This window comes from Streptomyces sp. NPDC002994 (assembly GCF_040611155.1).
GTDB lineage: Bacteria > Actinomycetota > Actinomycetes > Streptomycetales > Streptomycetaceae > Streptomyces.
Window position 1 is genome coordinate 11,771 of the sequence record NZ_JBEXNQ010000047.1, and the last position, 24,335, is coordinate 36,105.

Consider the following 24,335-nt stretch of genomic DNA (forward strand, 5'->3'; position numbering starts at 1 on the left):
CGCCCCAGCCACAGAGGGTGTCTCCACCACTTCATGCCCGCAGCCGCCGGGCGCGGCCAGCCGGGGCGAAGGCAGGAGGCACGCCGCGCCAGAGGCGGCGCGCGCCCGCGCCGTACGCGGGCCTTGATGAAGTAGGGAACGGCTCGATGGACAACGGGGCCGGTCGCCCTACTCCAACACTGAAAGAGCGCGCCCCCTGTTCCGGCTTCGGCCGGGGCAGGGGGCGTTGTCGTGCGTCCGGGGTCAGTCGCGCTGTATGCCGATCTCGTACGCGATTTCCCACCGGACGTCGGCGACGATGATGTCTGCCGTTTCGACGGGCCGCCCGTCGGTGTCGTAGTAGGTCCGCTCAATCTGCGTGATCAGGTCGCCGACGGAGATGCCGAGCAGGTTCGCCTGCGCTTGGCTCGCACGCGCGGGACGCGGAATCTCCACCGCCGTGTCGATCTCGACGCCGATAGACCGCATCCGCTCGACGACCCCGGCGCCACCGTGCGGCCCCATCTCCGGCAGCACGATCGGCGTGCCGTCGGTGATGGCCATCGGCTCCCAGGACTCCGAGAGTTGGACGGGGAGGCTGTCGGCGAGGAACTCGTAGTTGGTGACCACGCACAGGTCACCGGGCTCGATGGCCAGTCGCTCCGCGATGTGGTCCGGGGCGGGTGTGCGGGCGACGCTGCGCGACTCCCAAGTCCCGGCACGGCCTTGCTCCTTCATGTCCGCGCGGAACGGGCTTCCGCCGCGGCGCTCGCGGTGGCGTGAGCGGACCATGCGCAGGCGCTCGCGCGGTCGGCGGACGTAGGTGCCGGATCCGGCCCGGCCTTCGAGGAGGCCCTCGATTATCAGGCGCTCCATGGCGCGTTGGGCAACACTCTGGCCGACCCCGTATTCCTCGGCGAACCGGGCGCGGGACGGCAGCTTTTCACCGATGGTCCACTCGCCCGCTTTGATCCGGGCGCGCAGGGCGTCGGCCACTTGGAGATAGGGCGTTTCGCGTGGCATATGCGCGGCTCCGAAGGTCGTACGTCGACGTTGACAAAGCTAACCCATCAGGTCGAAGCTGAGTACTCAGCATCACGAGTAGTGATCGACCGTTCACGAAGGGGACCCGTGCGTTCCGCTGAGACTGAAGCCGCCGCCATCGCCGCAATGCTCACCGCGGCCATCGGTGCCGAGCCTCGCCTCGACGAAACGCACGACCGTATCCGGGTGGAAGCGGAGCTTCCCGAGGATCTTGCACCGGTCGCTCGCACAGCAGTCCTCATCGCCCTTGCAAGAGCGCCTCGGTTCGGACACACCCGCATCCGGGACGGCGCCCTGGTCTGGGCAGAAGTCGACAGAGAGGTAGAGCGGTGACACAGCTCGCCGATCGCACGAAAGACGGGTGCACGCCACACCTGGCGGCGTACAAGGCGGTACTGGACCACGCCGAGACCTGCCCCATCTGCCCCAGCCCACGCTGCCGAGTCGGCGCGCGACTGCGACAGGCAGAACGGCAGGCCAGGCGATGACGAAGTGCATCAAGGGCGACCACGACTTCCCCGTCGAGGACGCGACGGGCGCCTATTGCGGAGAACACGAGGTGACCCTGCTGTGGCACGGGCCGCCCATCACGCCGGAGGATCTCACCCCCGAAGCTTCGGGGCGCATTTGCCGCGCTCCCGCCCGAACCTGCCTGCCGGGCAGCGCGCCGGCCCACTGATTCCCGTCGCTCTCCTCAGGAGGGCGGCGGGTGGGCAAGACCCGCCTCGGCCGATGCATCCGGCCAGGAAACCCCGGCCGAGGCGGACGTCCATCCCATCCAGAAACGGGAGAACACCATCATGAGTATCACCAGCACCGCCCCCGCGGTAAGGGACGCCCGGTCGTACCTGACCCCCGCCGAGTTCGCCGGCGTCTCCGCCACCGTCCAGAAGGACAACCCCGACATGACCCGGCCCGTTGCCGACCGCATCACGGCGGAGGCTCTGAAGTTCGTCGCCGTGGCGGCGGAGGGAGCGAAGGGCATTGCCCCGTCCCGCATCGTCGACGAGGGGTGGCACGCGCTCATCCTTCACACCGACTTGTACGCCCGCCTGTGCGACCGGCTCGGCGGCGGGTTCGTCCACCACTACCCCGAGCTGCCGGGCCCCGGCCGCTACGACCCCGAGTTCATCGATCGCACCATGGCCGCGCTCCAGGCCGCCGGGTACAGCGTTGACCGTGAGCTGTGGGTAGCGCCTGACGCCACGCTTATCGAGGTGAGCGCCAAGTGCCAGCACTCGCCCAACTGCGGCCCGATCGAACCTGGACCGAAGCCCGTGTGCCTTCCGGCACCCTCATCCCGCTGACCTAGTCGCACGTACTCTGCTGCGAGACGGAAGGACACGCCATGACCGAGTGGACAGACTCTCGGTACGCAGAGCTCGTACATTCTCCGAACTACCGGGGCGTCCCGTGATCAGGTGGGCGGGTCGATCAGTCCCGAGGGGAAGGGCCGTCATGGGCCGGAGAACGGTCGCGAACGGCGCAGGTGTTAGTTTCCTGCCCGTGCTAAAACACCAGGACGAGACCAGGGCGGCCTACGACGGGGTCGTCGAGCTCTATGCATCAATGTTTGCTAATCAGTTGGAGACGCAGCCGTTCGCGCGGAACATGATCGGCACCTTTGCCGAGCTCGTGCGTGGCACGGGCAACCTGCGAGTAGCTGACGTCGGGTGTGGACCCGGCCATCTGACAGCCATGTTGCACGACTTGGGTTTGGACGCCCTCGGGTTCGACCTCTCCCCGGCCATGGTCGCCCACGCCCGGCAGGCCCAACCGATGTTGCGGTTCGACGAAGCGCGAATGGAGGCCCTGCCGGTCGAGGACGACGCGCTGGGCGGAGTGCTGGCCCACTACTCGATGATCCACACCCCACCTGAAGAACTGCCCGCGCTGCTCGCTGAGCAGGTGCGTGTCCTGGCACCTGGGGGCCTGCTCCTGGTGTCCTTCTTCGGAACCGAGGAGCCGGAGCCAGTCCCCTTCGACCACAAGGTGGCGCCCGCGTATAGCTGGCCGGCGGAGCAGTTTGCCGAGTTGCTGGCCGGGGCCGGGCTCGTCACGGTGGCTCGGTTGCTCCACGATCCGGCGTCCGAGCGGGGCTTCCTCGACACCCACTTGCTGGCCCGCCACCCGTAGAGGGTGGCCTGGGCCGGGGTGGTATAGATCCTCCGCACGGATGAAGCTCGTCACGAAGGCTCTGGCGGTGCGGCCACCCCAGTAGCGCGAGCAACGATCTCCCGGAAGGCGGGAATTCCCAGGTCGACGGACTCCTGCTTCCTATTAATCTGCGCGTCGAGTTGGGCAAGCTTCTCGTTGGCGTGACTCAGACTGCTTTGCAGGCCCTCGACCTCACCTAGCCAGCCTTCGCTTTCGGCCTCCAGGATTCGGGAAACAAGGTTGTCGCGGATTTCGACGAGCCGTGGGCGTTCGGAAGCATGGATGATTAGGACGGGGCAGCGCACGCAGGCATGCTCATGCGCACAATCGGTTCCATATGCGCGCCCACAGTCCCCCAGGGCAAGCTTTCGGCGTTCGAAGTGTCCGAGGAACTCGTCCCACTCCTCTGACGTCACAGTGCGGTATTCCTCGACGGGCCTCAGTGCCCGCCGTCGGGCGATGAAGGCCCGGTGTGCTTCGATCGCATCGTGCGGATAGATCGCGGCGTAGCCCATCGTGGTCCCAATGTTGTCGTGACCAGCAATGACCTGAGCAATGTGTGGAGGCAAGCCGTTGAGAATCGCGTCAGTGATGAAGATTCGGCGAAAATCATGGGGCTGGAAAACGAGGGGCTTTCCCGTCTTGTCCACCAAACCTGAGGCGCGCGGGTCTGCTCGAGCCCTCGGCGGATCGAGTGTGCGGACAGTGCTCGTGGGTAGCCACTGATTCGTTCTTGAAGCAGCAATGGCAGTGGCGGGTTCCAGACCCTTTCGTAGTGGTCGTAGCTAGGGATGACTGGGACTGATCCGTCAGAGGTGCGAACTCGAGATACGACTGTACTCAGAACGTCTGCCAATTCCGGCGTGACTAGGAGTAGGCGCTCTTGGTCTGTCTTTGACGGGGCGATCTGCAAGAGCGGCACAACTTGGCCGGTAGTGGGAAGCTTGTAACTGATGATGCTGTGATGGCCTAGCTCGAGCAGCTCCTCGATGCGAATGCCGGTGTGTCGCAGGATCTCGATTGCTGCCCAAGCCCAGAAAAGGTTGCGTTCCTCGGCCGCAAGGCAGCGGCGGTTTCCCTTGCTGTCCCAGGCAATGTTCGGGCGCCCATCGGCGCGTCGGCTGGAGCGGGGGAGGGTGAAGATATCGCCGAGAACAGTAAACGACGATCCGAGCGGAGCTGCGTTCATCGCGTCGAGGCGGATTCGAGCTTCCTTCAGACAACGATCGGCTGTCTTCACCAGTGCCGGCAGGGCGGGCAGGCGCTCGCGAGTTCGCTGATCCATGCGTGCCTTGAGCTGCCGGTCAGATTTCCTTGTCGAACATTCGGCTTCGCTGATGGGAGCGGGCGCGACCCAAGCGGCCCACTTGCCGGGATCCTCAGCTGCCCACTCCGCCAGGTCCAGATAGAGGGCACGTACTTGAGTCTTGACTGCAGTCGCGGTTCTGCGGGGCTCTGTGACCTCGTGGAATGAACCGTCGGGCATGCGCTTACGGGCGGTCCTCGTGGCTAGACGGGCCTTCCACTCTGCGATCACTTCGCTGGGCAACCTCAGGGAGTCAACGCCCGGGTGATGCCGTTCCAGGTCATCCCAAAATCGCAGTGCCAGCGACGTCGTGAGCGACCGCAGTGACGAGTAATCAAGCCCGACAGCCCGCTGCTCAAGATAGGCAACCAGCAAATCGCGCATCGGCCGACACTGCAGGTTGTAGCGGTCTACCAGTTCAGCAGGTGCCAGTTGCCCGGTGCGGTGTGAGATCCGAAAAAACGTGTGCGGTGAGTCCGAAGGGAACTGACCCAAGTCACGCAGCCAGGTATAGGCGAGTTCGATCCGCCGATTGCTGTTGGTCGGGTTCGTGGCGTGCCAGAGCAGCAGGTCGCCAACAACGATGTCCTCAATGCCACCGCCCATGCAAGCCATGATCTCCGCGATGGTCTTCAGCGCCGATGGGCCTTGTTCTGAAGAGACGGCGCTCGCAGGTAGCGACGCCCTCAGCCGCGCAAAGCCTTCAGCGTCGCGAGCCACCTCCATAGCCGGGCGAAGATGCCGCGACCGATACCCGATGAGGAACGCAGGGTCGGGTCTCAGAACGTCTGCACAAAGGAGCGCCAGAAGCCCTACCAACATCGTCTGGTGCCGCGACACCCGGCCTTGCGCGCTGGCCCACGTCACATAGGCACTCTTCCAAGCCTGGTCTGTGATCCGCTGACCTTGTGCAGGGCTTGCCTGCCAACGCTGCTGCCAGGTCTCGCCGGGAAAGGTCGCGAGCCAGTCCAGCAATAGGCGTGTCCCGAACATTCGGTTGGACCGGGCATATTCGCCCGCAAGGCGAAGCGGCGGGCGCGTCAATCGCTGGAGGACCTCGTCGCGCGAGGCCACCGTGGCCGGCCACGCACGCGGCCTCTCCCGATGTGGGAAACGGTTCATCAAGGCGCGTGACTCGGCACCCGACAAGCTCATATCCGGAGGAACGTAGCTTGAAATAATCTGCGCCGCAGCGTGGGTCATGACACATCCCGACCGAAGAGAACGGACAGTGAAGCAGGGTTGTAGGACGGCTCTGCTGCGGAAGGAGGGAGCTCGGCGCGGCGCCGTTCTTGGCGGGCGTGGTGGGCAAGCCCTGCGGAGATGACGTCCTCTCTGGTGGGACGGTTGTAGATGTCGAGCGTTGACAGATATCTGTGACCGAGAATCTTCTGCACGTAGACAGGCGGCATGCTCGGGTCGTCAAGCATCAGATACGTAGCGGTGTGCCGCAGGTCGTGCAACGTCCAGTTAGCGCCCAAGATCTCGTTAGCGCGGTTGAACATCATGCGGGCAGCGTCGTACTCCAGTGGTCGCCATGGGCGCCGCAGGGTCCACCACAGCGGTTGCGAACGGCCCCGCGGAACTCCCTTTCTCCAAGAGCCCTCCTGATACAACCTCAACCAGACGAACGCGTCCGGGCTGGCAGGAAGCTCCTGATAGTCCCGGCTTCCCTTGCGAATCACGCCGATGGTCTGTTGGCCAACGATCGCGCCACTTTGCGTGGCGGAGAGAAGTTCCTCAGCGCGAGCGCCGGTGGCCACCCAGAATGCAAGCAGGGCACGGTCGCGATGAGAACGAAGACCAGCGAAGACTTCGGTGTACATCTCGTCGGGAATGCGTCGTGGAATTCGCTCAGGAACCTTTGGTCGGTAGAGACCTGCTCGCTGATTTCTGTGCTTTCCGTCCCGACCTGACTGGGTGCCCTGCGTGAGTCGGCCAGGGCGGACCAGCGGGAACGGGTTGATCAGTAGAGAACCTGTGCCGCTGTCCAAGTGGAAGTTGTAGAACTGCCGCAGCACCGTCTCGCAGTGAGCACGAGTGCTCGAGGCGTACTTCAATCCGACCGTTGGTTTCCCCGTCACTGGGTTCGGCGTCCCCGGCGCTGGTCTGCCTGTCTGTACGGGGAGAACCTCGGACAAGCCCTCTCGTACGCGCCGCCAATGAGGCCGAACCGGTTTGTCCGCGGTCTTCATCCACCACATGAAGTCTCGCGCTTCGCTACGGGTGGCACGATCCCACGCGACATCGAGGGCCCACAGAAACCTGAACCAGCGCAGAAGGTCCATGCCGTACGAGCGAGGGGTCAGCTGCGAGCTGTCACGAGCCGCGAGTTCCCTCATGTACAGCCGGGCCGGCCCGACTGGCTTCCCGAACTGATCTAACAACCTGTACGGCTCCCAACGATCTCCGGTCTCCAGTAGCTGGCCTAACTCGGGCAGCACGAAGCCGCGCAGGTCTCTTTCAGAACTCTCATCGGGCACGCCGGGAAGCTAGCAGAAAGGCCGCTGACCTGCGAGAAGTTGCTAGTTAGTTCGGTCAACGGGCCGCACCTGCGTCAGGAGTAGGACAAGGTCGACGCCCGGACCGACCAGGGCGAGCAGCCCCAGACGGTCCGCGGCTTCATCTACGAGCCGCCCACCAGCGGCTGACCCAGCCCGACCAGGCCCCGGTCGCCACACCCGCGGCCGGGGCCGCGCTCTGTCCGGAGACCCTCATGTCCACCCCCTCTTGGGACGACTACGCCCTGCACGTCAGGCCGCGCCCCGCCACCAACGCGGTCGGCGCCACCACCTGGTTCAACTGGACGCAGTACCTCGACCACGGACCCGGCACCGAAGTCCTCGGCATCGGCCCCGGCGCCGACGTCCTCGACCTCGGATGCGGCAAGGGCGGCAACCTCGCCCACATCGCTACCCTCGGTGCCCGCGCGGTCGGTGTCGACGTGTCCGCAGTCCAACTGGCAGACGCCTCCCGCTGGGGCGAGGCGCTGGAGCTGCACCACACGGAGCGCTGACGTACCTGGCTGCGGCCGTCGACGGGTTCGACGTGATCTATTCCGTGTTCGGCGCCGTCTGGTTCACCGACCCTGCTTTGCTCCTGCCAGCAGTCCGGTCGAGGCGGCGCCCGGGTGGTGTGTTCGCGTTCTCTCACTTCCCGCCCGGCGGCCGGTTCAGTGACGAGGCGGAGCGCACGGGCAGGGTGACCGTGCCCCGCTGGGACTACAAACCGGATCGCTGGTTACGGATGCTCCGCTTGCACGGCTTCGTCGCAGCAACGGCCCGTGCCCTGCCCGCCCCGACCAGTCCGCGCGACACCGGCACGATGCTCGTACGCACCCTCGGGTGACCCGCTCTTCACTGCCGTACGAGGTCGGAGAGCGGGACAGCGATCGCATCGGCGATACGGATGAGGGTCGGCTTCCCGTGGGGATGTGGCATCCATGTGGCATCGATCATGGAAACGGCCCCCCAGTCAATTAGGGCCGGGGGGCGGAAACAGGCTCTCACCTGCTAGTTACCGCTGTGGGCGCGGACGGTTTCGAACCGCCGACATCTGCTTTGTAAGTTCGATCGGGTGCCCGTCGAGCCTGCCTAGGCGCGGGGCAGCGGCACTGCTGGGGGCCGCTTGAGGCCGGTGCCGTTCACTGCCGTTGATGTCAACTGTGGATGTCAGACTGCCCGTTGACGCAACCCGAGGCAGCTAGATCCCTGACGCCTGCTGGGCGGTGCGTCTATCTCGCCCCAATCCGGTTGCCTACGAAGTGTTGGTCGACTTTGATCACTGACATGACAGACCGTGCCGCCGTCGACGTTGCCGACAGTCAGATACTCGCCCGGCAGATACTCCGCGGACACAAGGCGATCCGCGATCACCTCGGTTGCTCGCTCCAAGAGGCAATACAGGTGTTCGCAGCCAGGTACGACGTACTGCGCATGCAGCGTCCCAATGACTTCGCGTGCGGCCCTGACGAGTACTGGGATGGCTTCTACTCCTGACCGTGCCGGCCGCCCGATCCAGCGCAGCGACTGCCCCCTCGATGCGAACTACAGGCGGGGCGGTCGCTGAGGTCTGCTCGACTGCTCAGCTGGGGTGACTGGGGCCCGATGCCCGTCGGATGCGGTCGCGCTGGTTGCTGTACTTCGCTGCTGTGCTGACCCATGCTGCTTCAAGCCGGGAGGTCCGGCTGCCACAGTGGGGAGCATTTCGTGGGCAGGAGTGGGGGCGTGGCACTGTCCGTCGCGCTCGGGCTGAACATCGGCTTTGCCGTCGCGTTGCTCGCGGCACAGATGCAGTTGCACGCCGTGTTGGGACGGATGCCACAAGGCGAGCCTGTCCTGCGAGCCGAGATGTGGGTGGGGAACCTCGGGGGAATCCAGGCGGCCGCGTTCGTGGGCACGGGCATTCTCTTCCTGCTGTGGTTCTCGCAGATGCGAGAACACTCCGAGCGGCTCCGGCCCAGTCCGCGGTGGATGGGTCGTAACGGCGCTCTGGGCTGGTGGTTCGTCCCCGTCGTGAACTTGTGGATGCCCTTTCGCATCGCTCTCGACATCTGGGCATCGAGCCAGCCGGAGGACACCGTTCGCCGCCGCTCCAGGCTGCCGGTCACTGTGTGGTGGTTGCTCTTCGCATCGTGGACTTTCGCAAACGGGTGGGCCCGGGACCTCTACCAACGGGCTGAAGGCGCAGATCTGGTAAGAGCCGCGCTGCGCTCCGGCATGATCGCGAATGGGCTGTGCGTAGTCGCCGCCGTCGCCACCATCGTCTTTGTGTGGCAGCTCACGCAGATGCAGAGTCGGCAGTCGCACGGCGACACGAGTGCCGCTCTTTAGCGGACCATCCTCTCTGCAGCCCAGTGTCCGCTAGTTGTCTCGAACTCCTCCCCATAGAGACGGTCCGGATTTCGCACGCCGGGCCGTGTCCAGTTGGGAAGATCACGCGGGTGCCTGCTGAGCTGCCGCGCTGCTGACCTGCGCGGGAGCGACCGCACCGCCGTGACTCCCCGTGGTTCCCCGCTCGTTTCCGATTGATCGGGCACTTACGGGGCACGCGGCTGGGATGATCTCCCCATGCAGCCTGGGGCGGAACAGTACGTGTTGGAGTGACACTGGCCAGTCGCGGCACAGCGCCGCCGTGGGTGGTGCTGCCGCTGTGTGGTTGTGAACCTCGGGGGCATCCCTGAACGGCTACACGAGCGCCAGTGGCGCCGCCAGGATGGCTTCCTCGCCTCCTACGACTTCCAGCGGTTCCTGGGCCTGATTCGTACTCGGAGGCGTCTGGGGGCTCGTAGCGACCTCGTGGCGGATGCTCACCGGCTGACCTGTGGCCTCATCCTTATCAGGTCGGTCGTGGGAACTCTGGCACCACGCGCAGCCCGCTTCGGGCCCGTGCTGGCCTGCCGCTGATGTTCGGCATCGATCGGCGAGATTCGCGCTCGTTGGTGTCAGTAGTTGATGTCATCGCCAGACGGCGGTCTTGACAGGCTCTGGTCTGCCTCTTCGTCGCAACCCATGGCATCGAGCAAACGTTGCCGAGCGCTGTCCAGCCGCCCGGCGTAGTCCGGCATGAAGACCTCGGGCAGTGTCGTTTCGAGGGTGCCCGAGATCGCATAGATGCCGGACCAGACCGCGCGGTCCGGCACGATGCCGCCCAGCTTGTCCGACCGCATCATGACCTCGTAGAGCCAGTCGGACAGGACGAATGCCTGGTCGCGCGTGAGCTTGATGAGCACCGTTTCTTCGTCCACGCGATCACGGTACGCGACGGGTCAGCGTGCCAGGATGCGGGGATGATGCAGTCATACGCAGCGTGGGAGAAGCGCGTACGGAGCCTGGTCGAAGCCCTCATGAGCCCTGATTCAGAGCCCCTGCGCGGGCACGTTCTCGACTTCCTCAGAGCCGGTGAGCATGGGCTCGCAATCGAGACACTCGCCGACTGGATCGGAGATCTGGAAGACCCCGCGCACGTTGCGCCTGCCGACCGCACCCGCGTGCTCGACCTGGCCTCGGACTTCCCTGAGGAGACACAGATCCGTGTGAGGCACGCTCTGGCTGACCCCGCCGGCGGATGACGCACAAGGTCGGTGGAGCGGCTTTGGGCTGGAGCTGCTTTGGGGCGAGTGATCATGGCCCCTTACGCTGGCCGCGATTCGGGCAGCACCTAGCCTGCCCGCAATAGCCCGAATCGGGGCCATGATCTTAGAGGCTCGCCCCAAAGTGGCTGCCTAAAGCCGTGGAGCCGACCGCCCCAGCCACAGAGGGTCCTACCCATCCCCGAGCACGCAGCGCGCCGCCGGGCGCGGCCAGCCGGGGCGGAGACAGGAGGCAGGCCGCGCCGCAGAGGCGGCGCGCCCGCGCCGTGCGCGGGGTCTTGATGAAGTAGGGAAACTCTTACCGCACCTGCTCTCTTGGGGGCTTCGTTTTGCGCCTTCAGGACTGCGGCAACCCGCTCACCAGCGGCTATACGGCTGTCTCGATCTGGCATATGCGTCCTTGTCGAATCAATGTGTCTCACGCGGGACAAGCCGGCATCATCGAAGCATGTCCACTCGGCGAAGTAGGCAGCGACGTAAGCCCGTTGAGGTTCAGTCCGAGCAAGCCCCGGCGAGCCTTCCCGATTCGGTAGCTCTCGGTACCCCCGAAGATCGGCGGGCGGTGGCGGTACGGAGTCTCGTCGTGCCTGGAGAGCGGCGTCGCTCGCTGGTGCAGGAAATCGGGAAGATCGAGGCTCAGTTGCGGCCCGTAGTCCTGGACGCGGTCAGTGCTGGTGTGCCGTACCGGCGAATCGAAGAGCTGACCGGCATTTCCCGGGCCACCGTTGCCCGTTGGGCGAAGGCCGGCGCTTCGGGATAGCTCAACCACTTGGAACGGGTCGCACCCGATGAGCGGGGGCGCGACCCAACCGATTCGTAGGAGTCGAAGCCATGTCGAATCGATCTGCACTCATCATGCCCGCTCCGGACGGAACCGTCCCGAAGCAACCTCTACAGCACGCCCTGAGGGCTCCAGACACGCACTTGGGGAGGGCGCGCATCGAACGAGGCTGGTCCCGAAGCAAGGCCGTCCGGGCCATCAGTCTCGTGGCGGAACAGTGGGGGTGGGCTATCGCCACCGAGGAGTCGCTGAAGGTGCAATATCACCGCTGGGAGCACGAGACCGTGCGTCCGAGTGCGTCCTATCAAGTCCTGCTGTGCACCGTGTTTCGCTCACCGCCCGCGGCACTCGGCTCCGCTGAGCAGTCAGCTTGTCCGGGTCACGCTGACCTTTGGGCCCGTGTCGATGCCCTTGAAGCGCTGGTGCAGGAACTGATCGGCGACAGTGGCTAGTGCGTAGATGTCGCCGAGAGCAGCCCTGATCGAATGGGTATCCATGCAGGCGGGAAGGGGTTAACAAGCGTGTTACTCCCCGCGGCCACGGAAACGTCTTGCGGCGAAACTGGACTGGCTAATCCAGCCGGTAGGGCACGCAGGGGGCGCGGACGACTGATCTTGATGCCGGGGAGATCCGGCTCCACGATGCCCGGCACGGCTGCGCGACTCTGCTGACCGCCGCTGGTGTCGCTCCCCGCGTCGTAATGGAGATCCTCGGACACAGCCAGATCGCCGTCACGATGAACATCTACGCCCACGTCGTACAGGACACGCAGCGCGAGGCAGTGAGCCATCTGGACCGGATGCTCAAGCGGCGGCCGGTCGTGAATGACCGCCCCGGTTGATGTCAGATCTGGATGTCAAAGGCCCCCAGCCATGATCGGCTGGGGGCCTTTGCACTGGTGGGCGCGGACGGTTTCGAACCGCCGACATCTGCTTTGTAAGAGCAGCGCTCTACCCCTGAGCTACGCACCCGTGGATGAGGCAACAGCGTACATGGAGTGGGGGGCGGGATTGCAATCGGTTGCCTGGTGGGGCGATGTGGGGCGCCGGGCGCGGGGCTGGTGGGGATAACCCCACCACGGTTCGGTGGTGGTCCGGATCGTAGTGGGGTGGGGTTCGTTCGTACGGTGGGGGCTCGGATGTGGGACTACTTGGGGGATCGATCACCGTGGCACTTCGTACCCGCACCTTTCGGGCCGTCGGCGGGGCCCTCGTCGGCGTGGTGGCTCTGAGTGGCTGTGGCGCCGAGGCCAAGGACGCTCCCGCCGAGCAGCGGTCGTTTCCGTTCCGTGGGGACACGCTGACCATTGACGCGGACGACTCAGCCCTTGAGCTCGTTCCGGCCGACGTGAAGGACGTGGAGGTCACGCGGCGTGCCGACGGGTGGGTGTTTCTCGGGGAGGGGCCCGAGTCCACTTGGGAGATGAAGGACGGGAAGCTCGTCCTGCGACAGCACTGCACGGCGATGGTGAGCGACTGCGAGTCGTGGCACCGGGTGAAAGTACCGCGCGGGGTCGCCGTGACGGTGAAGGACGACAACGGGAGCGTGACGGCCGCCGGGTTCGACACCGCTCTGACGCTTCGGGCCGACAACGGCGAGATCACCGTCAAGGACTCCAGCGGTCCGCTGGAGCTGACCAGCGACGACGGGGAAATCGTCGGGGAGGGGATCTCGTCCGAGCGGGTGAACGCGACCTCCGACTCCGGGAGCGTGCGGATGGGGTTTACGGTCGTCCCGGACCTGGTGGAGGCGACGAGTGATAACGGGGAGATTGGTATCGACCTGCCGCGCGCCACCTACAGCGTTACGGCGAAGAGCGACAACGGAGACGTCCGGATCGACGTGCCGCGCGATCCGAGTAGTCCGCATGTCGTGCGGGCTCGCAGCGACAACGGGGAAGTTACCGTGCGAAGCGCGAACTAACCGGCCCCTGTGTTCGTCATTACCTGGTGGGAGAATGAACCGGGCAGGGGCGGACACAGCACGGGAGAGGGATGTGACGGCGACACACGCGCAGCCGTACACGCAGCGAGTACGTGCCGTCAGGGATGTCGTCGCGCTCCTGCTGCTGCCGGTGCCGCTGCTCGTCGCGCTTCCCCTTGCCTTCGCGGGCGGCGGTACGAGGCGCTGGTTCGGCGGGCGCGGGGAAAATCTGCGCGCCGACGCCCAGGCCGCCAAGGACGCGGCCGCCGCGGCCTTCTACGAGCTGGACACCGCCCAGCGCGACCTGCGCATCTCGATCGAGACGATCACGGCCGTGGACAGTACGCCGGCCGCGCGCAAGGCCGTGGAGGACTTCGCGGCGCTCGGGCGGCGTATCGACGAGGTCAGTCATGCGTACATCACCGCCGTCGACGCCCACGACCTCGACCGCGACGACCTGGAGGCCTCGACGGCCGCCAGGGCGCGCGCGGAGCTGAGCAGTGCCAAGGACGAGCTGCTACGGGTCAAAAGTGAGCTCGACCGGTATGCGGCGGGGCTCGGGCCACTGCTCGAAACCGCCGAGACGCAGCTCGCCCGGCTCGCGCCCGCCGTGGAGCGGGCGCGCCAGACGCTTCTCGCGGCGAGCAACGCCCTCGATGCGGTACGGGCCTCCGGGCTCAGGGCCGACGATCTCGCGGCGCGCCTCGCGGCCCTCGCGCCCGAGCTCACCAAACTCAACCAGGGCGCCGGGCGGCACGGCGTACCGCAGACGCTGCAGCGCGCGGACCAGGTGCTGCGCGATGCCGACGCCGTACGGACCGAGGCCGAGCGGCTGCCGGAGCGTGCGGCGGAGATCGACCGGCGGCTGGTGTCGCTGCGGACCCGGGCCCAGGCGCTGACGACCCGGGCGGAGAAGGTCGAGCCGATCCTGAGCGAGTTGCGCCGCCGGTTCACAGCCGCGTGCTGGCAGGACCTTCAGGGCGTACCCGCGCAGACGGCCGGCACGGTCCGGCAGGCCGAGGAGAAGATCAGGGAAGCGGCGAAGGCGCGGGACGAGCAGCGGTGGCCGGACGCCACCTCCCTGCTCAGTACGGTCCGGGCGCTGCTCAACTCCACCGACGAGGCGGTTTCGGCGGCCGGCGACCGGCTTCAGCGGCTCAACGCCGTGTCCAAGGACCCGCAGCAGGAGATCGAGCGGACGCGGTTCGCGATCAGGGACGCCCAGCGGCTGGCCATGGCCGGGCGCAATACGCCCGATCCGCGTCATGCCCGCCCCCTGGACGATTCCGTGGCCCGGCTGGACCGGGCCGTCGCCGGTCTGGAAGGGCGTCATCCCGATTACTGGCACTTCCTGACCGAGATGGAGGGGGTACGGCGGACGGTGGCGCGGGTCGTCTCAGGCATCCGGGAGGAACGGGGCGCGGGCTCCTGAGCCGGCCGGCGACCGGGTCCGGCGACTGGGTCCGGCGACCGGGTCCGGCGACCGGGTAAGGCTTAGTAAGACCCTGTCGGACTCAGTAACCTGTTCGCATGCCCCGTTACGAGTACCGCTGCCGCTCCTGCGGCACCAGCTTCGAGCTGAACCGGCCCATGGCCGAGTCCTCCGCGCCCGCCACCTGCCCGGACGGGCACGACGACACCGTCAAGCTGCTGTCCGCCGTCGCCGTGGGTGGGACGGCCGCTCCCGCACCTTCCGCCGGCGGCGGCGGAGGCGGGTGCTGCGGCGGCGGGTGCTGCGGCTGAGGGTCAGCGCTTCCTGGAGAGCGTCACGCCGTCCGCGACGGGGATCATGACGCTCTCCATACGCTCGTCGGCCGTCACCCGGTCGTTGAACTCCTTGATCGCCGCCGCCGCACCCGTCGCGTCCTGGTCCGTGACTCCGCCGCCCCAGAAGACGTTGTCGGCGGCGATCACTGCGCCCTGTCGCATCCTGGGCACCAGCTCCTCCCAGTACGGGACGTAGTTCTCCTTGTCGGCGTCTACGTAGGCGAAGTCGATGTGCGGCTCCGCCGGCATCGCGCGCAGGGTGTCCAGGGCGGGCCCGAGGCGCAGCTCGACGCGGTCCGCGACGCCCGCCTTCGCCCAGGCCTCGCGTGCGTACGCCGTCCACTCCTCCGACACGTCGCACGTGATCAGCCGGCCGTCGGCGGGCAGGGCCTGCGCCATCGACAGCGCCGAGAAGCCGGTGAACGTACCCACCTCGACGATGTGGCGTGCGCCGATCAGCCGGACCAGGAAGGCGAGCAGCGGGCCCTGCTCCGCGGCGGACTGCATGCGCGCGTACTCGGGCAGCTGCCGGTGGGTCGTCTCGACGAGCTCCCGCTGGACCGCGTCCAGCGGCGGATTGTGCGCCAGCATGTACGCGTACAGCTCGTCGGTGACCGCGGTGCTCTTTCCCTTACTCATCGCACTCCCTGTCAGACCCCCCGGCGAGCTGTCAGGTCCCCCGGCGAGCTTTGCACACTCCGCCCTGCGCCGCCGCGTGCTCAGACCGGGTGTCTCAGACCGGGTGTCGGCCGGCCGCGCGGATGAAGGAGCGCAGGATCTCCTCGCCCGCCGCGACACCCGCCTCGGGCAGCACGGTGACCTGCGGGGCGGTCCAGCCCGTGTCGGCCAGCTCGCCGTGTCCCGGCCGCCAGCCGTAGTCGGCCGCCAGCAGCAGGTCCGCGTCGAGGAGGGAGTCACCTGCGGCAAGGGTGAGGGTGGCACCGGTGCGGCGGGCGACCTCGCGCATGGCCGCGCTCTTGGTGAGCGGCTTCGGTACGGCGTAGATCTTGCGGCCCTGGAGGGAGACCGTCCAGCCTCGTTCCTCCGCCCACTCTCCGAGTTCCTTGACCCATTCGTCCGGCAGCAGCGCGCGTTCGACGACGAGGTACGCGAAGAGGTCCTCCGCCACCCGCTCCTTGAGCAGCCAGGCGGAGTCGGCGGCGGCGACGAGGTGGGCGCGGACCTCGGCCAGGGAGGCGCACTCGTCGGCGAGCGTCGTGGCCACCTGGGCCTGCCAGTCCGGGTCGGACACTCCGTCGACCAGCAGGTGGCCGCCATTGGCGCAGATCGCGAAGGCCGGGGTCGGGACGGGGAGTTGGATCCGGTGGTACTGCTCGCGGGTGCGGGTGGTCGTCGGTACGAAGCAGGTTCCGGCGGCGAGCTGCGCCATCAGGGCGGCGGCGGTCTCGGTGAGGTAGGAAAGCGGCTTGCTCTCGTACACCTCCACGCAGAGCAGACGCGGCGCCTGGGCGTCGGGCATGCGCAGGCCGAGGGCGGCGGTGGAGTAGATCAGGGTGCGGTCGAGGTCGCTGGCGATCAGGACGGGCGGGTGGCTGGTCACTTCGCTGCCACCGCCTTGCCGTCCGCGCCGGTGGCGCCGCGTGTGTACTTGGGGTGGATCAGCCCGACGCAGGTGTACGGGAGGCCCTCGACCTCCTCGACCGGTACGCCGCGCTGCTCTGCCAGCAGCCGCACGTGGTCGAGGTCGGCGCCGGCGTCGCGCTTCGCGAGGATCTTCCAGGGGACGCGGCGCAGCAGCACGCGAGTCGTCTCGCCGACACCGGGCTTGACGAGGTTCACGTCGTGGATGCCGTACTCCTCACTGATCCGCTCGACCGCCGCCCAGCCCTCCCAGGTCGGGGCACGGTCCGCCGACAGCAGCTCCTTGACGTCGGCCTCCACGGCGTCCGCGACCTCGTCGAAGCGGGCGGCGACGGTGTCGAGGAAGTGACCGGACACGTCGGTGTCCGCGAGTTCGCGGTAGAACTTCGCCCCGTGGAAGTCGTCGGGACCGACCAGATCGGACCGGAGCACCGTACGGGAAATCAGGCCGGAGACGGTGGAGTTGAGGCAGGCGGAGGGAATCAGGAAGTCCTCGCGGGTGCCGTACGTCTTCACGCAGCCGCCGGGGTCGGCCAGGACGGCGATCTCCGGGTCGAATCCGCCGATGCCGGTGGTGGCGGCGAAGTTGTCCAGCGCTTCCGCGAGTTCGCGGGTGATCGCGCCCTTGCCCGTCCAGCCGTCGACGAAGACGACATCGGCCGGGTCGTGGTGGGCGGCGAGCCAGCGCAGGGCGGTCTCGTCGATGCCGCGGCCCCGGACGATGGAGACGGCGTAGTGCGGGAGGTCGAGCCCGTGCCGGTGCTGCGCGTAGCGGCGCATCAGCACGCCGACGGGCGTGCCGGCGCGGGCGAGGGAGACCAGCACGGGGCGCGGTGAGCGCTCGGCGAGGACCGTCTCGGTGACGGTGGCCACGGCGCGGGCGATACGGGCCGCCGACGTCTCCAGGGCCGCTTTGAAGAGCTGCTGGTACTGCGGGCTCGGCTGGTACTCGACGGGCAGCGACTCGGCGTAGTGCGCGCCGCCGCTCTGGATCGCCTCCTCGCGCTCCTCCGTAGGGGCCTCCAGCTCGACGTCCGAGAGGTCCTGGAGGAGCCAGCCGACGTCCTCGGGCGCGTAGGAGGAGAAGGCGGGGCCGCGGAGGGGCTCGGGCATGGGCGGCTCCTGCCGTCGGGCGGGTATGTAGGAAGGGACGACCGCCAGCACGACGTGCCCGGTGTGGGCGGCGAGGCGGGCCAGCAGGCCGTCGGGGGCGTGCAGTTCAGGGGTGTCGGCGGCGGAGTCGACAACGGCGACGACGGCGTCGAAGCCGGCGCCCGCGACGTTGTAGGCGTACCGCGTGCCGGGGCCGTCGGCGGGGTTGTCGTGCGCGGGGAAGACGATCCGCGTGCGTATCGCGTAGCCCGGGTCGTCGACGGCGAGCACGGGTGAGCGGGTGGTGGTCGAGTACCGCACCTCGGCGTCGACGCGCTCCTCCAGCGCGGTGGCGAGCCGGAGCGGTGCGTACATCAGCTCCTCGAAGCCGAGGACCAGGACGCGGCGGGCGTCTTCGGGCAATGCGCCGGCGATACGGTCCGCCATGCCCGGCAGCGAGGCCTCCAGCGCGGCCCGGTGCACAGGCAGAAACCCGTGCCGCCCACCGTCGGGCACGCCACAGGGCCACGCGAGCTCCACGCGGGTGGGCCCGGCGGCCTCGGTGTCGGGTGCCTGAGCCGCCCCGGCCTGGGGGTGGCTGGACACGGTGCTGCTCGGGTCCTCAGCCGTGGTGTCGGAAGGCCTCTGGGCGGCGACCGGCCCGGGGTGGGCGGCTCCGGCCCCGGCAGCCCTGGCGTCGGCGCCTGCGGACGCCTCGTGGGGCGGCTGCGGCCGGGTGGCCGCCGCGCCCGTGGGCACCGTGCCAGTGGCCGCCGCGCCCGTGGCCGCCGTGCGCAGAGGTGGGGCGGCGGGGGTGGCAGTGGCGTCGGGAGGCGTTGGCGTGGGGTCATGCTTCGCCACCAGCGCCTGGCCCTTCGCCAGTACGTCCGCCGGCAGGCGGACCGTGCCCGAGGCCATCGCGATCAGGTCGACCCGGGCGCCGATTTCCCGCGCGAACTCCTCCAGACGCCCCCGGTCCCGCGCCGAGCGCATGTCGACCAGGGCCACGATCACGTACCACTCGCGCGGGTAGCGCTCGTGCAGGTCGCGGATGGTGTTGAGCACCGTGTTGCCGGTGGAGAACTCGTCGTCGACCAGGACCAGCGGCCCTTCGCCGGCCAGCAGCGCTGGGTCCTGCGGCAGCAGCAGGTGCGAGGTGGCGTGCGAGTGGGACTCCTCGAAGCCGCCCGCCGTCGCGACGCCGTCCACCGGGCGCCGCGTCGAGTGCAGGTACGGCGCTAGGCCCACGCCGTCCGCCACCGCGTGGCCGAGCCCGGTCGCCGTCTCGGCGTAGCCGAGAACCACGGCGCGCCGGACCGCCTCCTCGCCCAGCAGCTTGCGTACGTCCTCGCCGAGCGCGAATCCCGCCCCGTACACCCGCGACGGCAGCTGCGGTACGTGCTTGCCCAGCACGTTCGACACCAGCAGATGGGCCCGCTTCGGGTTGCGGCGCAGGGCCAGGCCCAGCAGATCGTGCAGCCGGCCCGGCCCCTGCCCCTCGCCGTCACCGACGAGTTCGACGCCGAGCCGCTCCGCGACCCACGTTCCCGACCACACCACTTCGTCCGTCCCCATCTCAGTCGGTTATTCCCGCTGTCAGCAGCTCCACGAAGCCGATGTCCTCGCGCGCCACGCCGAAAACCTCGGCCCGCAGCAGCGTGCGCTCGGCCCACGCGCGGTGCGGCTTCACTTCGTTCATCTTGTTCGTATACGCGGAACGCATCACTCCGCCACCGCCCCGCTCCGGCCGCAGAATGTCCTGCGCGTCGCTGAATTCCTCATGGCTGACCACCGACAGCGCGTGCACGGGCAGCACGTGTGAAGGGTGGATGCAGGTCTTGCCCAGCAGCCCGTTCGCACGGTCGAGCGAGATCTCCCGCAGCAGGCCGTCCATGTCGTGCTCGATGAGCGACGCGCGCAGCGCCTCCGCCTGCCCCACGAAGGGGCTGCGGCGCAGCTGCGGCTTGAACATCCGCTCCTGGACGCGGAAGTACTCCCACACCGGGCCGGTGATCGTGAAGCCCGTGCCGTCCGAGCGTCCGAGCACATTCACCACGTCAGCGATGACCCCGGCCACGATCTGGACGTCGTACGCCGTCATGTCGGGCGCCCTGCGCAGCCCGTACGCCGAGCAGAAGTCGGTGACCCCGAGCCGCAGCGCCAGGACCCGCTCCCGGTACTTGTCCACCGTGCGGGCGATGCCCGCGAGCGTCTCCGCCCGGGTCTCCAGGTGGAGCAGCTGCGGCGATTCCAGCACGGGCATCGCGAAGAGCCGGTGGCCGCTCACCGCCTCCGCGGCCGTGAGCGCCTCCAGGAAGGCGACACCCCGCTCTTCGGTGAACTTCGGCAGTACGAATCCGGACAACAGGCGGGCCGAGGGGCCGAGCCGGTGCACCAGATCGGGAATCTGGGCGGGCTCCCGGACCCGGACGAACAGCAGCGGCAACTCCAGGCCGCGCGCGTCGAGCTCCGCGAACTGCCGGACGAGGTTCTCCTCGGCGCCGGTGACTTCCCCGTCGTCGATGGAATCTTCCAGGCAGAGCACCATCGAGACGACCCCGCGCCCCGCCTGCTTCGCCACGTCGTCAGCGAGTCGCGGCCGGGTGGCCGGGCTGTAGAGCGTGGCGCCGAGAGCGGCGGAGAGCGTGCGGGCCGAGGACCCGGCATCGAACGCTACGGGCTCCTGATGGAAGAGACTCTCCCGGACAGGGGGCGGAATATGTCCGAAATGACGCATGAAAATCCCCCCGTGCTGCCGTGTCGGCGCATCCTTGTATGGCCGGTAATAGTACGTAGGGGTGGTGTCAAGAGTTCCCCGCATACGTGAATTTCAGGTTACCCACGTGAAAGCACCTATGCCTGGAAGGGGCCCCCGCGTTGTCCGGGGGAGCCCCGGGGAGGCAGGATGACCGGCATGACGCACGCCATGCTGAAGGGCTCGAACGTCCCGCTCGACGCCACAGCCGTAAGGGCTGTGCTGCGCTGGACCCCCGGTCCCGACGTCCCCGAAGTGGACGCCTCGGCCCTGCTGCTCGGCGTCGACCGGCGCGTACGCTCCGACGAGGACTTCGTCTTCTACAACCAGCCCCGCCACCCCTCGGGGCTGGTGCGGAGTCTGGGCAAGAAGCGCCTGCCCGACGGGGTGACCGACTCCGTGCAGACGGATCTCGCGGCGCTGGAGCCGGCCGTGGACCGGGTTCTGATCGTCGCCTCGACGGACGATGTGCCGTTCGAGCGCGTGCGGGATCTGTGCATCCAGGTGTACGACGCCACCGCGTCCGGGAGCGGTGAACCGCTCGCGTACTTCGAGGTCAAGCCGGAGACGGGTGCGGAGACCGCGCTGATCTGCGGGGAGCTGTACCGGCGCGGTGAGGGCTGGAAGTTCAGGGCGCTGGGTGAGGGCTACTCGAACGGCCTGATCGGGCTGGCCACGGATCATGGGATCTCGGTGGACGAGACGGAGGGGGCGGACGGGGCGGATCCCGCCCCTGCGGCTGCGCAGCCGACGCCGGTCCAGCCTTCCGAGCCCACCCAGCCGATGCAGCCTGCGTACGGCTATCCGCAGCCGACGGCCGCGCCCGCGCCCGCCTACGGCTTCCCCCAGTCGGCTTCGACTCAGCCCGCCTATGGCTATCCGCAGCCGGCTGCTGCCGCTGCCTTCGCTCCGGACCCGAACTTCCGGCTGCCGCCGCAGGGGCCGCAGTTCGTGCGCGGCCAGTAGGGGCGGTGCTCCCGAAACCGGGGCTCCGCCCCGGACCCCGGTCCTCAAACGCCGGACGGGCCGGATGTGGCCGGACGGGCCGAGATGGCCGGGGGAAGGCCTGTCACGCCTTCGCCTTGTAGCCGCGGCCCCATTGCAGGCCCCATCCGTACAGGCGGTCCAGTTCTGCCTGGAAGCCGTAGACGAACTTCACCTCGCGGCGCACCGTCAGATCGCCCTTGGCGTTCTCGACGGTGAATACGGCGCACGAGCGCGCCTGCGGGGCGCGCTCGTCCAGTTCGATTTCTATTCGGGGGCCGTTGCTCGGGTAGAGCGTCACCACGGCGTGCGTGCGGTCGAAGGCGGGCGTCTGGTCGTAGATGTAGACGAAGACCAGCAGCCGCTTGATCTCCTCGCGGTGGTCGAGGTTCACGTAGATCGTCTCGCCCGACGGGGAGCCGAAGCGGTCGTCGCCGCTGAGTTTGACGTACGGCGGCTCGTTCAGGCTGCCGAAGAAGCTGCCCAGCGGCTGTACGACGCCCTTGGTGCCGTCCACCAGCTCGTAGAGGCAGCCCAGGTCGAGGTCGACGTTGACCACGCCCTGGGTGTGCGCCTGCACCAGTTCCGGCTGGAAGAACTTGAACGGCCGGCGCAGCACGCTCCCGCTGGGCCGCGGCTTGTTGCCCCCGATGTCCGAAGTGCGCATCCGCCACGACAGATTGACGCGCAGGTTACCGGTGGTCGCGCCCTGCTTGGTGAGCGAGACCGACGGGTTCCGCTTGGTCAGTTCGATCGCGTTGGTCGCCGCACTGCCGGACGCGAACTGCTCGGCCGACCTGTCCCGCCGCAGGCTGTCCCAGATGGCCATCCCGCCCCACCCCCCAGGTGGCTCGTACTCGTATAAGCCGGGTAACGCCCGCGAGGCGGCCCCGAGGCCGACGCCTCGTGACCGCCCCGCTCAGAGCGTTCCTCAATCCCTACGGGGTCACACCCCGGACTGGACCTCAGTCTTGTCTCCCGAGGCCGGGCCTTCTCCCCCTGCGGCCGCGAGCGCCTTGTTACGGCGGATCGAGGACCAGAACGAGGCGGCGATCAGGAAGACACCGACGAGCCCGGTGATGAACTCGCTGATCTGGTGCTCGATGGTGATCAGCAGGATGACCGCGAGCGCGCCGATCGCGTAGTGCGCGCCGTGCTCCAGGTAGACGTAGTCGTCCAGGGTCCCCTGGCGGACCAGGTAGACCGTGAGCGAACGTACGTACATCGCGCCGATACCGAGGCCGAGCGCCATCCAGAAGATGTGGTTCGTGATGGCGAAGGCGCCGATGACACCGTCGAACGAGAACGAGGCGTCGAGGACTTCCAGGTAGAGGAAGAGGAAGAACGCGGCCTTGCCCGCCAGGCCGACGGCGGAGATTTCCTTGCCTTCCGCCTTGGCCTTCTCCTCCTCCTCGTGCTCGTGTTCCTCTTCTTCCTCGATCTTGTTCTCGAAGTGGCTGGAGAGACCGCCGACGACGAGGTACGTGATCAGGCCGGCCACGCCGGCCAGCAGCACCGTGGCCGACTTGTCCTGGTATCCCGTGCTGGTGTGCGCGTGCGTCGCGAAGGTCATCGCCGTACCGAGCAGGACGATAAGTGCGATGCAGACCGACAGCATGTCGACCTTGCCGAGCTTGGCCAGCGGACGCTCGAGCCAGCCGAGCCACTTGATGTCCCGGTCCTCGAAAATGAAGTCCAGGAAGATCATGAGCAGGAACATGCCACCGAAGGCGGCGATCGCCGGGTGAGCGTCGGTGACCAGGGCTTCGTACTGCCCGGGCTCGTCCATCGCGAGCTGAATCGCCTCGATGGGACCGACCTTGGCGCTGATCGCGACGATGGCGACAGGGAAGACCAGCCGCATACCGAAGACGGCGATCAGGATGCCGATCGTGAGGAAGATCTTCTGCCAGAAGGCATTCATCTTCTTCAGGATTCCGGCGTTGACGACCGCGTTGTCGAAGGACAGTGAGATCTCGAGGATCGACAGGATCAGTACGACCCCGAACGCCTCCCACCCCCACTGCCAGGCGGCGAAAGCTAGACCGAGTGCCGTGACGGCAAACGACCAGCCGAAGGTTTTCAGAACCACTGGCTACCCCATCGTGTAAGTACGGGTCTCCCCCGCGCCGTGCGCGGCTTTACGAAACGTTGACCCCGAAGTCTAGGGCGATGCCTCGCAGACCCGACGCATACCCCTGCCCAACGGCTCGGAACTTCCATTCGCCGCCGTATCGGTACACCTCTCCAAAGATCATCGCGGTCTCGCTGGAGGCGTCCTCGGAGAGGTCGTAGCGGGCGAGTTCCTGACCGTCCGCCTGATTCACCACCCGGATGAAAGCGTTGCTGACCTGGCCGAATGTCTGGCCGCGATTGTCGGCGTCGTGGATCGAGACCGGAAAAACGATCTTGTCGCAGTTCTCCGGCACCAGGGTGAGGTCGATGATCATCGACTCGTCGTCGCCGTCGCCCTCACCGGTCAGGTTGTCACCGGTGTGCTCGACCGAGCCCTCGGGACTCTTGAGGTTGTTGTAGAAGACGAAGTACTCGTCGCCGAGCACCCGGCCGTTCTGGCACAGCAGCGCGCTGGCATCGAGGTCGAAGTCGGCTCCGGTGGTGGAGCGCGCGTCCCAGCCGAGCCCGACCAGCACCTGAGTGAGGTTCGGTGCGGCCTTGGAGAGGGAGACATTGCCTCCCTTGGCGAGCGTGACACCCATGATCTTGCTTCCTCCCCGCGGTACGGAAATGAGTGGTGAGGCGCGTCCGGGGGGGCGGGCGCCCGGACACGCGCGGCGGCGCGGCCGGCGGGTTGGGGGGGCCACCCCGCAGGAAGACTCAGCGAACCAAAAAAGAG

The 24,335-nt window shown here is 67.6% G+C and carries 24 protein-coding genes, 1 tRNA gene and 2 pseudogenes; 13 read left to right on the forward strand and 14 right to left on the reverse strand.

The genetic code is table 11. The annotated features are described in order from the left end of the window. Positions 1–243: 243 nt before the first annotated feature. A complete protein-coding gene (locus ABZX79_RS36200; protein ID WP_355267781.1) occupies positions 244–1,002 on the reverse strand; it encodes a GntR family transcriptional regulator in 759 nt (252 codons plus the stop codon). A gap of 505 nt (positions 1,003–1,507) precedes the next feature. Between ABZX79_RS36200 and ABZX79_RS36205 the strand changes: the two genes are divergently transcribed. From ABZX79_RS36205 to ABZX79_RS36215, 3 genes are all read left to right on the forward strand, one after another. Beyond that, positions 1,508–1,702: a hypothetical protein gene (locus ABZX79_RS36205; RefSeq protein ID WP_355267784.1), complete on the forward strand. Its 195-nt coding sequence runs from the start codon at positions 1,508–1,510 to the stop codon at positions 1,700–1,702. Between the two features lie 121 nt (positions 1,703–1,823). Then, a complete protein-coding gene (locus ABZX79_RS36210; protein WP_355267787.1) occupies positions 1,824–2,330 on the forward strand; it encodes a hypothetical protein in 507 nt (168 codons plus the stop codon). 199 nt (positions 2,331–2,529) lie between these two features. Continuing rightward, complete coding sequence (locus ABZX79_RS36215; protein ID WP_311130357.1) at positions 2,530–3,159, forward strand: class I SAM-dependent methyltransferase; 630 nt, start codon at positions 2,530–2,532, stop codon at positions 3,157–3,159. 50 nt (positions 3,160–3,209) lie between these two features. Here the strand turns inward: ABZX79_RS36215 and ABZX79_RS36220 are convergent, their stop codons facing one another. The 3 genes and pseudogenes from ABZX79_RS36220 to ABZX79_RS36230 form a co-directional block, all read right to left on the reverse strand. After that, positions 3,210–3,596, reverse strand: coding sequence for a hypothetical protein (locus ABZX79_RS36220; protein WP_355267850.1), 387 nt, complete (start codon positions 3,594–3,596; stop codon positions 3,210–3,212). Between the two features lie 141 nt (positions 3,597–3,737). Then, positions 3,738–3,830: pseudogene (locus tag ABZX79_RS36225) on the reverse strand (hypothetical protein); the annotation flags it as partial. 1,855 nt (positions 3,831–5,685) lie between these two features. Beyond that, positions 5,686–6,969, reverse strand: coding sequence for a site-specific integrase (locus tag ABZX79_RS36230; protein ID WP_355267790.1), 1,284 nt, complete (start codon positions 6,967–6,969; stop codon positions 5,686–5,688). Between the two features lie 233 nt (positions 6,970–7,202). On the opposite strand from ABZX79_RS36230, the gene ABZX79_RS36235 reads away from it, so the two are divergent. The 3 genes from ABZX79_RS36235 to ABZX79_RS36245 all read left to right on the forward strand — a co-directional run bounded on the left by ABZX79_RS36235 (position 7,203) and on the right by ABZX79_RS36245 (position 9,318). Further along, a complete protein-coding gene (locus ABZX79_RS36235; RefSeq protein WP_355267793.1) occupies positions 7,203–7,502 on the forward strand; it encodes a class I SAM-dependent methyltransferase in 300 nt (99 codons plus the stop codon). 119 nt (positions 7,503–7,621) lie between these two features. Then, positions 7,622–7,834, forward strand: coding sequence for a hypothetical protein (locus ABZX79_RS36240; protein ID WP_355267796.1), 213 nt, complete (start codon positions 7,622–7,624; stop codon positions 7,832–7,834). 878 nt (positions 7,835–8,712) lie between these two features. After that, positions 8,713–9,318: a DUF4328 domain-containing protein gene (locus tag ABZX79_RS36245; RefSeq protein WP_355267799.1), complete on the forward strand. Its 606-nt coding sequence runs from the start codon at positions 8,713–8,715 to the stop codon at positions 9,316–9,318. A 611-nt stretch (positions 9,319–9,929) separates the two neighbouring features. On the opposite strand, the gene ABZX79_RS36250 is transcribed toward ABZX79_RS36245, so the two are convergent. Beyond that, positions 9,930–10,232, reverse strand: coding sequence for a hypothetical protein (locus tag ABZX79_RS36250; RefSeq protein WP_355267802.1), 303 nt, complete (start codon positions 10,230–10,232; stop codon positions 9,930–9,932). A gap of 42 nt (positions 10,233–10,274) precedes the next feature. Between ABZX79_RS36250 and ABZX79_RS36255 the strand changes: the two genes are divergently transcribed. Both ABZX79_RS36255 and ABZX79_RS36260 read left to right on the forward strand, forming a co-directional pair. Then, entirely contained in the window at positions 10,275–10,556 is a 282-nt protein-coding gene (locus ABZX79_RS36255; RefSeq protein WP_355267804.1) for a hypothetical protein, read from the forward strand. A 604-nt stretch (positions 10,557–11,160) separates the two neighbouring features. After that, on the forward strand, positions 11,161–11,337 hold the full coding sequence (locus ABZX79_RS36260) for a hypothetical protein (protein WP_355267807.1): 177 nt from the start codon (positions 11,161–11,163) through the stop codon (positions 11,335–11,337). A 386-nt stretch (positions 11,338–11,723) separates the two neighbouring features. Here the strand turns inward: ABZX79_RS36260 and ABZX79_RS36265 are convergent, their stop codons facing one another. Continuing rightward, a complete protein-coding gene (locus ABZX79_RS36265; RefSeq protein WP_355267810.1) occupies positions 11,724–11,855 on the reverse strand; it encodes a hypothetical protein in 132 nt (43 codons plus the stop codon). 131 nt (positions 11,856–11,986) lie between these two features. Between ABZX79_RS36265 and ABZX79_RS36270 the strand changes: the two are divergent. Then, positions 11,987–12,199 (forward strand): annotated as a pseudogene (locus ABZX79_RS36270) (tyrosine-type recombinase/integrase); the annotation flags it as partial. A 55-nt stretch (positions 12,200–12,254) separates the two neighbouring features. Here the strand turns inward: ABZX79_RS36270 and ABZX79_RS36275 are convergent. After that, positions 12,255–12,329: transfer RNA gene (locus ABZX79_RS36275), tRNA-Val, on the reverse strand. Between the two features lie 196 nt (positions 12,330–12,525). Between ABZX79_RS36275 and ABZX79_RS36280 the strand changes: the two genes are divergently transcribed. The 3 genes from ABZX79_RS36280 to ABZX79_RS36290 all read left to right on the forward strand — a co-directional run bounded on the left by ABZX79_RS36280 (position 12,526) and on the right by ABZX79_RS36290 (position 15,024). Continuing rightward, positions 12,526–13,281, forward strand: coding sequence for a DUF4097 family beta strand repeat-containing protein (locus ABZX79_RS36280; RefSeq protein WP_355267813.1), 756 nt, complete (start codon positions 12,526–12,528; stop codon positions 13,279–13,281). 73 nt (positions 13,282–13,354) lie between these two features. Then, complete coding sequence (locus tag ABZX79_RS36285) at positions 13,355–14,713, forward strand: hypothetical protein (protein WP_355267816.1); 1,359 nt, start codon at positions 13,355–13,357, stop codon at positions 14,711–14,713. Positions 14,714–14,811: 98 nt separating this feature from the next. Then, positions 14,812–15,024 carry a zinc ribbon domain-containing protein gene (locus tag ABZX79_RS36290; protein WP_355267819.1) on the forward strand — a complete coding sequence of 71 codons (213 nt, stop codon included), beginning with the start codon at positions 14,812–14,814 and terminating at the stop codon, positions 15,022–15,024. 3 nt (positions 15,025–15,027) lie between these two features. Here ABZX79_RS36290 and ABZX79_RS36295 read toward each other — a convergent pair whose 3' ends face one another. The 4 genes from ABZX79_RS36295 to ABZX79_RS36310 form a co-directional block, all read right to left on the reverse strand. After that, the gene (locus ABZX79_RS36295; protein WP_355267822.1) at positions 15,028–15,687 is read right to left on the reverse strand and encodes an O-methyltransferase; all 660 of its coding nucleotides are present in this window, start codon (positions 15,685–15,687) and stop codon (positions 15,028–15,030) included. A 94-nt stretch (positions 15,688–15,781) separates the two neighbouring features. Next, positions 15,782–16,609: an HAD family hydrolase gene (locus ABZX79_RS36300; protein WP_355267825.1), complete on the reverse strand. Its 828-nt coding sequence runs from the start codon at positions 16,607–16,609 to the stop codon at positions 15,782–15,784. Then, positions 16,606–19,317 carry a phosphoribosyltransferase domain-containing protein gene (locus ABZX79_RS36305; protein WP_355267828.1) on the reverse strand — a complete coding sequence of 904 codons (2,712 nt, stop codon included), beginning with the start codon at positions 19,315–19,317 and terminating at the stop codon, positions 16,606–16,608. Before ABZX79_RS36305 ends, ABZX79_RS36300 begins: the two co-directional genes overlap by 4 nt. Before the next feature lies 1 nt (position 19,318). Continuing rightward, positions 19,319–20,479 (reverse strand): HpcH/HpaI aldolase/citrate lyase family protein, encoded by a 1,161-nt coding sequence (locus tag ABZX79_RS36310; protein WP_355267831.1) that lies wholly within the window; start codon positions 20,477–20,479, stop codon positions 19,319–19,321. Positions 20,480–20,647: 168 nt separating this feature from the next. On the opposite strand from ABZX79_RS36310, the gene ABZX79_RS36315 reads away from it, so the two are divergent. Next, a complete protein-coding gene (locus ABZX79_RS36315; RefSeq protein WP_355267834.1) occupies positions 20,648–21,463 on the forward strand; it encodes a TerD family protein in 816 nt (271 codons plus the stop codon). A gap of 103 nt (positions 21,464–21,566) precedes the next feature. On the opposite strand, the gene ABZX79_RS36320 is transcribed toward ABZX79_RS36315, so the two are convergent. The 3 genes from ABZX79_RS36320 to ABZX79_RS36330 all read right to left on the reverse strand — a co-directional run bounded on the left by ABZX79_RS36320 (position 21,567) and on the right by ABZX79_RS36330 (position 24,198). Further along, complete coding sequence (locus ABZX79_RS36320; RefSeq protein ID WP_355267837.1) at positions 21,567–22,310, reverse strand: Tellurium resistance; 744 nt, start codon at positions 22,308–22,310, stop codon at positions 21,567–21,569. 117 nt (positions 22,311–22,427) lie between these two features. Then, a complete protein-coding gene (locus tag ABZX79_RS36325) occupies positions 22,428–23,573 on the reverse strand; it encodes a DUF475 domain-containing protein (RefSeq protein WP_355267840.1) in 1,146 nt (381 codons plus the stop codon). A gap of 49 nt (positions 23,574–23,622) precedes the next feature. After that, the gene (locus ABZX79_RS36330) at positions 23,623–24,198 is read right to left on the reverse strand and encodes a TerD family protein (RefSeq protein ID WP_355267843.1); all 576 of its coding nucleotides are present in this window, start codon (positions 24,196–24,198) and stop codon (positions 23,623–23,625) included. Positions 24,199–24,335: the final 137 nt, after the last annotated feature.

Coding starts and splice junctions, on each gene's coding strand:
- ABZX79_RS36255 (WP_355267804.1), top strand. CDS start 10,275: ATGATGCAGTCATACGCAGCGTGGGAGAAGCGCGTACGGAGCCTGGTC.
- ABZX79_RS36265 (WP_355267810.1), bottom strand. CDS start 11,855: ATGGATACCCATTCGATCAGGGCTGCTCTCGGCGACATCTACGCACTA.
- ABZX79_RS36295 (WP_355267822.1), bottom strand. CDS start 15,687: ATGAGTAAGGGAAAGAGCACCGCGGTCACCGACGAGCTGTACGCGTAC.
- ABZX79_RS36235 (WP_355267793.1), top strand. CDS start 7,203: ATGTCCACCCCCTCTTGGGACGACTACGCCCTGCACGTCAGGCCGCGC.
- ABZX79_RS36305 (WP_355267828.1), bottom strand. CDS start 19,317: ATGGGGACGGACGAAGTGGTGTGGTCGGGAACGTGGGTCGCGGAGCGG.
- ABZX79_RS36315 (WP_355267834.1), top strand. CDS start 20,648: ATGACCGGCATGACGCACGCCATGCTGAAGGGCTCGAACGTCCCGCTC.
- ABZX79_RS36205 (WP_355267784.1), top strand. CDS start 1,508: ATGACGAAGTGCATCAAGGGCGACCACGACTTCCCCGTCGAGGACGCG.
- ABZX79_RS36290 (WP_355267819.1), top strand. CDS start 14,812: ATGCCCCGTTACGAGTACCGCTGCCGCTCCTGCGGCACCAGCTTCGAG.
- ABZX79_RS36310 (WP_355267831.1), bottom strand. CDS start 20,479: ATGCGTCATTTCGGACATATTCCGCCCCCTGTCCGGGAGAGTCTCTTC.
- ABZX79_RS36320 (WP_355267837.1), bottom strand. CDS start 22,310: ATGGCCATCTGGGACAGCCTGCGGCGGGACAGGTCGGCCGAGCAGTTC.
- ABZX79_RS36200 (WP_355267781.1), bottom strand. CDS start 1,002: ATGCCACGCGAAACGCCCTATCTCCAAGTGGCCGACGCCCTGCGCGCC.
- ABZX79_RS36210 (WP_355267787.1), top strand. CDS start 1,824: ATGAGTATCACCAGCACCGCCCCCGCGGTAAGGGACGCCCGGTCGTAC.
- ABZX79_RS36330 (WP_355267843.1), bottom strand. CDS start 24,198: ATGGGTGTCACGCTCGCCAAGGGAGGCAATGTCTCCCTCTCCAAGGCC.